The following is a 9,743-nucleotide window of genomic DNA, read 5'->3' as shown; positions in this document are numbered from 1 at the left end:
TGGGGGATTTTAAGGGGGTAACCCCCTTATAGGAATAAGGAGAGTACAGGGAAGCGTCCTAGAGAACGCATGGGTTCTCTGGAAAACAAAAGCATTTTAACCATAGAAAATTAACGCATGAAATGCTTTTGTTCTTTGCTTATACCTAGTTTTTAAGTAAAAATCTACACATATTACTAACTTGTTACAATATTCAGACACATATTAAATATTCTTAATATTAGGAATTATGCAGGATATTACCAAAAATAATCTAATATTATATTATTATATATTTTACCCTATAAAGGTGGATATGGTTAATTTGAATGATTTTAATGAACTGTTCGGAATAAAAAAAGAGGTGAACCAAATGAAATCAAGGGAAAAGGCAATCCAGATTTTAGAGAATATGAAGAAGGCGATTATAGGAAAGGATGAAGAATTGGAGAAGGTATTGGTTTGCTTATTAGCAGGGGGTCATCTATTGATTCAGGATGTTCCTGGTGTAGGGAAAACTACAATGGTTAAGGCATTAGCTAAGAGTATCAACTTGACCTATAGTAGAATTCAATTTACTCCAGATCTAATGCCTTCAGATATAACAGGTATTACTCTATACAACAAAGCTGAAGAGAAGTTCATATTTAGAAAAGGACCCATTTTTAATCAGATTATTTTAGCAGATGAGATTAATCGTACATCTCCAAAAACTCAATCTAGCTTATTACAAGCAATGGAAGAGGGAGAAGTCTCGGTAGAAAACACAACCTATGTATTAAGAAAGCCATTTATGGTGTTAGCCACTCAGAATCCATTGGAATATCAGGGAACTTTTCCCTTACCAGAAGCCCAATTGGACCGTTTTTTAATGCAGATATCATTAGGGTATCCACAGCAGAAGGAAGAAGAGAAAATCATTAGGAACTATAAGAACAATAAAACCCTAGAGCATATCAAACCTGTTGTTAATGAAGAGGATATATTGGCAATGCAGTCGGAGGTAGATGAAATTAATGTACATGATGATATTTTGAAGTACATAATTGGAATTGCAAATACCAGTAGAATACATAAAGATATACACCTAGGGGCCAGCCCAAGAGTTTCAATAGACCTCTATAGAGGAGCAAAGGCCTATGCATATATTAAGGGTAGAGACTATGTAATTCCTGACGATGTGAAGGCTATTGTGCCCTATGTGTTGAGTCATCGTATTATCTTATCCGCAGAGGCTAGGATTGAAGGTAGAAAAACAGAGAAAATTATCGATGATGTATTAGAACGAACTTACGTACCGGTGGTGAAATCCATTGAAGGTTAAAATTCCCTTAATTATTATCAGCATTATCGTAACTCCCTTTGCACTAATGGTTGGAGGTAGAGTGCCATATTTTCTGCTTTATACATCTATACTATTTCTACTAATACCTCTAATCCATTGTTTACTAGGAGTTATTTTCTTAAAGGGTGAAGTAAGATTACCTGAAAAGGAGATGGTAGCTGGAGAAGAAGTAATAATTCAATATGAATTTGAAAATCCTTTGTCGTTAGGATTTCCCATATTAGAATTGGAGAATAACATTGCCTATAGGATTACAGGTAAAAAGGAAAAAAAAGAGATATTTCACTTGGAAAAAAAGGATTATTATGAAGGAGCAACTGTAGTTTCATGTAGAAGAAGGGGACATTATAGAGCAGGAAAAGTAAAGCTTCATATCAGAGATATTTTCAATATCTACTCTTTACATAAAACCATTGTCACTCCCCTTTCCTTTAAGGTTTACCCAAATATAACCCCCTTGAAGAGCTTCAAGATTCAGGCAAGTCAACATATGGGAGAATTGCTTGTTAAGGAACCCTTATTTCAAGATTATTCATCTCTATCAGATCTGAGAGTATATCAGGACGGAGATTCAATAAGAAGAATACATTGGAAGGCATCGGCTAAGAGTGAAGATTTAATGGTGAAAAATTATGAAGAACGAGGAGATAATGAAGTAGTAATAGTTTTAGATAGTCATAAATCAAGCTATCAGGGGGATAATGAAGGTTGGATTGAGGACCAGCTAGTCGAAGCTGCTGCAGCAATCATAGACTACTGTTTAGCCCAGAATATGAAAGTAACCCTACACTATGAAGAGAAGGATGAAATAATCCAAACAAATGGAAATCATAGGGGTTACCTAAAATCCTTTATGGATGCAATTGTAGGGTTTCACCCAATAGGAAGTTCACTTCTTCAGAATAATGTTGAAAAGTTAACCTCATTCCTTAATCATGGAAGCACTCTATTTATCTTAACTCCCCAACTAAATAGACAACTAGGAGCACAGGGAATTCGTTTGAAAATGAGAAATATTAGCCCAGTATATATTGTATTAGGAGATAAGAAGGAAAATTCCATCCAATGGAATCAAAATAAAGAGGTAGCCAAGGTACTGAAGGGAGAGTCTATACCCATTTATTTGATTGACATAGCTCAGGACATACGGGAAGTTTTGGAGGGAAAATATGAAAAAGGAGCTTAGAGATCATCAGAAAATAACCTATACAATTATCCATTTACTTATGGTGTATACATTAGCCAATGTAATGAGTAGCGTATTAGTCATTGACTTAAATATAGTTGGCAAGTTCTTTGTAACCATTCTGATTGGATTATTAGTTCAACTTTTCGTACTTATTCCTACTGCGCTTCTACCAATCCTTGGTGTTCTTGTTGGAGCCCTACTATTATATACCTTCTACGATCAAGAAGCCATTATCAGGGTATTGTTGTGGATACAGCAATTTTACCAAAACATATCTAATCACTTCGCCAGAACTGAAGAAATATTTGTTCAAAATACTACAGCCCTATGGATGATCTTCACAATACTTTTGAGCCTATATACTATAATTATACTGTTTAAGACTAAACGTGTTTATCTGTTGCTACCTGTATACCTATTATTCTTCGTATATTACTGGTACATATATATAGATGTCTCCTATTCTATGATGGCCTGGTTCTTAATACTTTATATCATACTTTTAGGCTGCGATGGCTACGTTAATGCATTAAGGGTTTGGGTAAAGGAAAGAGCTAACTACAGCATAGAAGTATACCCCCATTGGTTTAAAACAGCAATAAGCTATGGACTTATTATCATCATAATAGCAGCTATACTGCCCAAGGGTGGAGCTGTCATAGATTGGTATTGGCTGGAAAGTAAGATTCAAAAGAGATTTCCAACTTTAATAGACCTTCGAGATGATGTAGTGTATAGTAGAGCCTACTCTCAAGCTGAGCCCTTTAACTTCACCCTAACGGGATTTCAGCCAAATATTAGTGAACTGGGAGGTCCTGTTCAGCTTAGCGACCGGCTAGTAATGAAGGTTAAGGCACCCTATCCTTTATATCTTAGAGGGAATGTAAAAAACAGATACAATCATAATCAGTGGGAAAAGGGCAGCACAAAGGAAGAAACCTATGATACTTCTACAGCGATATCTATTAAGGCAAACTTTGGTTCGAGGGTTATAGTTGAGATAACCCATGAAAATCTAGCTACCAGCACAGTTTTTTCACCATATCAACCCGTAAGAATTAACAATAGTGGTTTGAAAAAGATGAGGGTTGACGAAAATTATCAAGTAACCTTTTTAGGATACAAGTATAAGGGTGAAAAATATGAGGTGAGAGCTCATATTCCATCAAGATTTGTGAATTTTGATAAAGAGGAAGTATTAACAGGCTATTCTGAGTACTTACAATTACCTACTGAGCTATCGGATTCAGTCTATAAGTTAGGAGAAAGTATAACTAAAGGTGCTATTTCTCCGTATGAAAAGGCAATACTCATAAGAAACTATTTGCGAGAGAACTATAAGTACTCTTTAGAACCGACATCCACACCAGATGGCAAGGACTTTGTAGAATACTTTTTATTCGAAGAAAAGGAAGGCTACTGTACATATTTTGCTACTGCCATGGCAATCCTTCTTCGTACCCAAGGGATACCCTCTAGATATGTTGAAGGCTATATGCTACCTAGTGAAGAAAAGGATGGCACATATGAGGTTACACAAAGGAATGCCCATGCTTGGGTAGAGGCATATATGGGTAATGGAAGCTGGATTACCTTTGAAGCAACACCTGCCTTTGCATTAGCAACTTTTCAAGATATTGATATACCCAATGAGGGATTGGAAGATAGTCCAGAAACATCGGTTGATGATATGGAAAGACAATCCTTAGATGGTAGAGAAGATATCAGAGACAATCCACTTGAAATAGATATAGACACACCAATAGTAAGCAACAGATTGTCAGAGATCTGGGATAAATTGAGCAAAGCTTTATGGATGATATTGATTATATTTATTTTGAGCTTTGTTCCAATGCGAGTTATTTATACTCATGGTAGAATTAAAAAATATCACAAAGATTTAAGAAAAATAAGGGGTAGTAATACTGTATTATATCTATATCAAAACATCTCTCAGCTATTAGATCAACTTGGCTATGGAATACTCCAAGGTGAAACCGCATACGAATATGCCCATCGAGTTAACAATAAGATCTATAACTATGAGCATGATTTTCGCAAACTAACTGATTTATATGTTAAAGCAAAGTACAGTCAAATAGAAATGTCAGAAGAGGATAAAGAGCTAATTTTTGATTTCTTTCAATTCATAGAAAGGAAGGTGCGTTACAGAAAAGGATCATTTAAATACGTCTATAAAAAATATATACTGGGAAGGTTGTATCACTGCTACAAGGTTAGTGATGATACCATAACTTATCTATAAGAAATCACCCACCCCTAAGTGGCGTAATAAGGAGGTAAATATGTATTATAAATTATCAAAATTAGCAAAAACCATCATAATTATTAATATTCTATTAACCATAATAGTTGGTATATTTCATGGGTATAACGTTTATAGGTTGCATGAATCTCATGAGAGGATTCTTGAAGTTATGGAAGAGCGCAAGGTAATTAGAGAGACAGCTATACGAATGCTTCAAAAAGAGGGAGAGGAGGTATTTATTGAACACGGAATGACCTCATATTTTGGGGTGTTTATGTCTACCTTAACACTATTTCTTCTATATAAATATGCAAAAGAAAGTAAATTTAGTTTTGCATTTTCTGCAGCCTTTAGTAGCTTACTTACATCATATATCGGTGGTTTGTTATTGTTTTTTGTTATCTTTTCTGGTAAAAGCGAGATAAATGGGATAGGAAAAGGATCTTCAGTAAAGGATGAATGGGAAAAGTATATTCATAAAAGAGGCTATAAATATAGATAGTTAAATAATTAGATAGGATTAAGAATGAAATTATGGAGGTTGTAAGGGAGTCAGAATATAAGGATTTAACCATTCAAGAGTAAGTTATATGAACCAGTTCAGCTGGTATGATACCTCTTCTGAAATAGACAGGTACATTCTTTGGCCTGGTCAAGCATGCGCTTATAAGGTAGGGGAAATAAAGTTGTTAGAATTAAGAGAAAAGGCTAAAACAGAGCTTGGAGATAAATTTGACATAAAGGAATTCCATAGAGTAGTAGTTGGTAATGGAAGTATGCCTTTAGAAATATTAGAAGATGAGGTTAATAAATATATAAAAGACAAAATATAGAGATTGGGCTTATTCTACAGGTTTAACTTTAAAATGATTAACAAGAGAAGGTGCACAATGATTAAAAATACTATTATTGAATTAAAAAATGTCACAAAAAAGTATGGGCCTAATCATAAGACTCAAGTTATTTTAGAAAATTTATCTTTTTCTTTTGAGCAAGGCTTAACAACATCAATTCTTGGTGCAAGTGGTTGTGGGAAGACTACTCTTTTAAATTTGATAGGTGGTATTGATTCAGAATTTGATGGAGAGTTGTTATTTAATGGAATGCCAATACAAGATTTTGATAAATATAGACGAGAGAATATTAGTTTTATTTTTCAAAATTTAAATTTAATAAGCCACCATAACCTAATAAAAAACATCACAATAGGACTAACCAACGATGTTGAAGATAAAGAAGCAAAAGCCTTAGAGCTTTTAAAGCGAGTTGGTCTTTTTGAGCATGCAGATAAGAAGCCACACCAGCTGTCTGGAGGTGAAAGGCAAAGAGTGGCCATCGCTAGAGCATTGGCTAGAGAAACAGATGTTTTGCTATGTGATGAACCAACAGGAAGCTTGGATGAAGAAACAAAACATGAAATCATGGATCTTATAGTAGATATTTTCAAAGATAAAACCATTATTATTATTACCCATGATGATGAGCTAGCCGAGAAATATTCTGATGTCATATTAAATATTGAAAACAAGAAATTGGAAGTAGTTCATCATAATAAAGCGGACCTTCTACTACCTATTCATGATTCTACAGAAGATTGTAAAAAAGACAAAACCTTTAACAATAGGTTTATAATCAATTTGCTGTCTAACAAGAAGAGTTTGTTTAATGCTTCTTACTTGATAATCATAATCTCGGCAATTTTTCTATTTGGAATAGGAATAGTTAAAGGTGTTGAAAATGAGATAGACAATTTCTTATATGATCAATATAAGACAGATAAAATCCTAGTACAATCCCCGTCGATGACAATAGAAGGTTTTCAAATTCATGTTAACGATTTTAATCAAGCCCATAATATAAAAATTAAAGGAATTATGACAGGGTTACATAGTACAACAACCTTTATGTCTAATAATGAGAGTCGTTATAGTTACTTGGTTTCACTGCAGCCAGGTATAAAAGAAAACATTACACCAGATATAACCTTCGGAAGGTTCCCAGAAAAAAACAACGAAATACTCTACAGTAAAGGTGCTGCAAGGCAAAAAATCTTTGATGATCGTAGTATGTCAATCGAAACGGAGGATGAGTTAAAAAGGGAGGATGAGTTAAATCGTCTATTTGATTGGTTAATTGCTTTATCAGATGAGGAGTTGTTCCATGAACTGACTGCCATTGATTTATCATATAAAAACACTTCAGTACACAATGATAAGAGGGAATACAATAATGATTTGAAGATCGTTGGCATCATTGATGATGATGATTATCATATAAACATTGAATTTACAGAGGAACGATTAACACACTTTAAAAAATGGACCAATTATAACTTCACTAGTAAATTATCTGTAGAACATAATGGGGAAGAAAAGAGCATTTATGTAAACAATAACATTTATATGCTTGAAGAAGAATTTTTAAATTATATCTCTGATGTGTATATAGGGGCCAATGGTGTAAAATTCCGTTATTATAGTCTTTTTATTGATAATGAAAATTTGGATCTTCGAGACAACGTGTTTAAAAATTTTTTGTTTTTCAAAACAATTTTTAGAGGCAATGATTATATTATAGAAGAACGGGAGCTATATTACAGCCATGTACATGGCTATAAGGTGGCGATTATTGCTGCATGTATTCTCTTGGCAATTTTTGCTGCCATCTCTATATTCAATGGAATCAAAACCAACATTGATCGAAACAGAAATAATATTGGTATATATAAATCATTAGGGTACTCATCTAAGGATATTAAAAAAATGTTTGCGATGGAAGGGATGCTCATTGCCTTATTTGTCTCCCTGTGTACTCTTGTGGTTTGGTTTATAATTAATTTGATTATAAACCAGGCTACAGTAAATGCATTGGATCCTAATAGGATTCTAGTGATGAGAAGGATAATATACTTAGATATTTATTCTCTTTTAGGAGTTGCTTTAGCGATAGTTTCGATTATTCTTTTCTCAATAAGTAAAGAACTAAAAAAGGTTAACATCATTAATCTTATTAAATAGACAAAGGCTCACTATAGGAGGTTCTCGTGCTAAAATTAGTGAATATAAACAAGAGTTATCAAATCAGAAAAGGAAAAACCCAGGATGTCTTAAGGAATCTGAATGTTGAGTTTTCTAACAAAGGATTCGTTGCTATTTTAGGAAATAGTGGTAATGGAAAAACCACACTATTAAATATTATTGGAGGATTGGATTGTCAAGATTCAGGGGAGATCTATTATAATAATCAGGAAATTACTGATTATGAATTATTCCGGCGAGAAAAAGTTGGATTTGTATTTCAGGAATATAATCTAATTGATCATCTCAGTGCAGTTGATAATGTGATTATCAGTATGTCTGATGAGAATATAAACAAAAAAGAAAATGCAAAGGAAATCCTTATAAAATTAGGTCTTGAAGACTGTCTTCATAAGCGTCCTAAACAGATGTCGGGAGGGCAAAAGCAGAGGGTGGCAATTGCCAGAATGATTGCAAAGGATGTTGACATGATAATATGCGATGAACCTACTGGGAGCTTGGATGAAGAAACAGAATCAAATATCGTTGAAATTATTAAGGAGCTTTCCAATGAAAAGCTCGTATTATTTGTAACCCATAATAGAAAACTGGCCGAGAAATACAGTGACAGAATAATAACTATAAAAAGTGGTAAGGTATTTGAGGATATAGAAGATTATCAGAAAAAAGGTTCTAACAAAATTGAAAACATTAAATCATATAAGAATAACTGCAGCTGGCTTTCGATCAAAAATTTGTTAGGAAGATATAAACACACAGCTAGGTTTATTATTTTAACTGCATTTATCATGTTAGTCGCTTCTCTTGCTATAATAATGGAGGGTGAATTTTTTAGATTATATATGCACGAATACTATATTGATAAAGGGATAATGAATGTTATTTTGGACATAAAAGAGGATGTTGGTGATAAAGATCTATTAGCCGATTGGGAATCCCATAGTAATATAATTCATGCAGCATATAACTATGATGCAAGAATTAAGATAGCTACTAATAGTGATTTTTTAAAAGAAAAGCCAGGCTCTCCTACTTATTTAGAAGAAATAACAAGAAATGAATACTTTAAGGAAATTCTTACTGATGGTAGATTTCCTAAAGAAAGCAATGAAGTGCTTATGAGCGCAAAGAGTGCTATTACTCTGCTAAATATTGAAAGATTGTACGATCAATTTATGACAGGTGAAGTAGATAGCAGCTATGTTTATAATTTGATAGAAAATAAACAATTTATTGTTACGGAATACGGTAATCCAAGAATAAGTATTGTTGGTTTGGTTGATGATCGTAAAATTCATGAAGTACAACATACTGTATACTTTATAGATGGATTTACTTCACTGTTTGAATATCCAAGTGGAATCAAACCGACGAAGGTAAAATTGTATAAAGATAATTTGTATCGTGATGTTAACGATGAAATAATAAACATTGCTCAGCAAAATGAAAGTGTTAATGTAAACCAATATCATCAGAAAAACGTTGATATATTATATAATAAAATAGATTCATTCTTAGAGTTATCAAAAATAGCTCTCTATACAATAATAGTTATTGCATCAATTTCTTTTATTTCATTGTTGTCTACATCATTGTTTGAAAGAAAATATGAAATTGGTTTATATAGGTCAATAGGATACAACAAAAGAAATATTACAAAAATACTAGTATTAGAGATGTTCTTTATTGGTGTTTTATCATTATTATTAGTTACAATCTCATTATTAGCTTTTATAGTAGTAATGTCTTTTAGACTGGATTATATTAAGAATTTTATGGATATATTTAAAATCATAAATATGTTTAATATAGTTGTAGCATTAGTACTTGTTTTATCATTCTTTATCTCTGCAATAGTATATATAGTTAAAAGAACAATTCTTAAGAATTCTATATTATCTAATATTAAAGATTTGTAGGAGG

The 9,743-nt window shown here is 32.9% G+C and carries 7 protein-coding genes; all 7 read left to right on the top strand.

Annotation, left to right across the window (positions count from 1 at the left end; genetic code table 11):
• Positions 1-352 precede the first annotated feature (352 nt).
• The 7 genes from F8153_RS11970 to F8153_RS11940 all read left to right on the top strand — a co-directional run bounded on the left by F8153_RS11970 (position 353) and on the right by F8153_RS11940 (position 9,739).
• Entirely contained in the window at positions 353-1,303 is a 951-nt protein-coding gene (locus tag F8153_RS11970; protein WP_151866591.1) for an AAA family ATPase, read from the top strand.
• Positions 1,293-2,510: a DUF58 domain-containing protein gene (locus F8153_RS11965; RefSeq protein WP_151866590.1), complete on the top strand. Its 1,218-nt coding sequence runs from the start codon at positions 1,293-1,295 to the stop codon at positions 2,508-2,510. Before F8153_RS11970 ends, F8153_RS11965 begins: the two co-directional genes overlap by 11 nt.
• Positions 2,494-4,779 carry a transglutaminase TgpA family protein gene (locus F8153_RS11960; RefSeq protein ID WP_151866589.1) on the top strand — a complete coding sequence of 762 codons (2,286 nt, stop codon included), beginning with the start codon at positions 2,494-2,496 and terminating at the stop codon, positions 4,777-4,779. Before F8153_RS11965 ends, F8153_RS11960 begins: the two co-directional genes overlap by 17 nt.
• Positions 4,780-4,819: 40 nt before the next feature.
• Positions 4,820-5,284, top strand: a complete 465-nt coding sequence (locus F8153_RS11955; RefSeq protein ID WP_151866588.1) for a hypothetical protein — start codon at positions 4,820-4,822, stop codon at positions 5,282-5,284.
• 88 nt (positions 5,285-5,372) lie between these two features.
• Positions 5,373-5,615, top strand: coding sequence for a DUF885 family protein (locus tag F8153_RS11950; RefSeq protein ID WP_151866587.1), 243 nt, complete (start codon positions 5,373-5,375; stop codon positions 5,613-5,615).
• Between the two features lie 57 nt (positions 5,616-5,672).
• Complete coding sequence (locus tag F8153_RS11945) at positions 5,673-7,799, top strand: ABC transporter ATP-binding protein/permease (protein ID WP_192929790.1); 2,127 nt, start codon at positions 5,673-5,675, stop codon at positions 7,797-7,799.
• Between the two features lie 26 nt (positions 7,800-7,825).
• The gene (locus F8153_RS11940; RefSeq protein WP_151866585.1) at positions 7,826-9,739 is read left to right on the top strand and encodes an ABC transporter ATP-binding protein/permease; all 1,914 of its coding nucleotides are present in this window, start codon (positions 7,826-7,828) and stop codon (positions 9,737-9,739) included.
• Positions 9,740-9,743: the final 4 nt, after the last annotated feature.

It is taken from the genome of Alkaliphilus serpentinus, assembly GCF_009017255.1.
GTDB classification, from domain to species: Bacteria; Bacillota; Clostridia; order Peptostreptococcales; family Natronincolaceae; genus Alkaliphilus_D; species Alkaliphilus_D serpentinus.
Note: the sequence above shows the minus strand (reverse complement) of the source record. Positions and strands in the feature narration are given on the sequence as shown.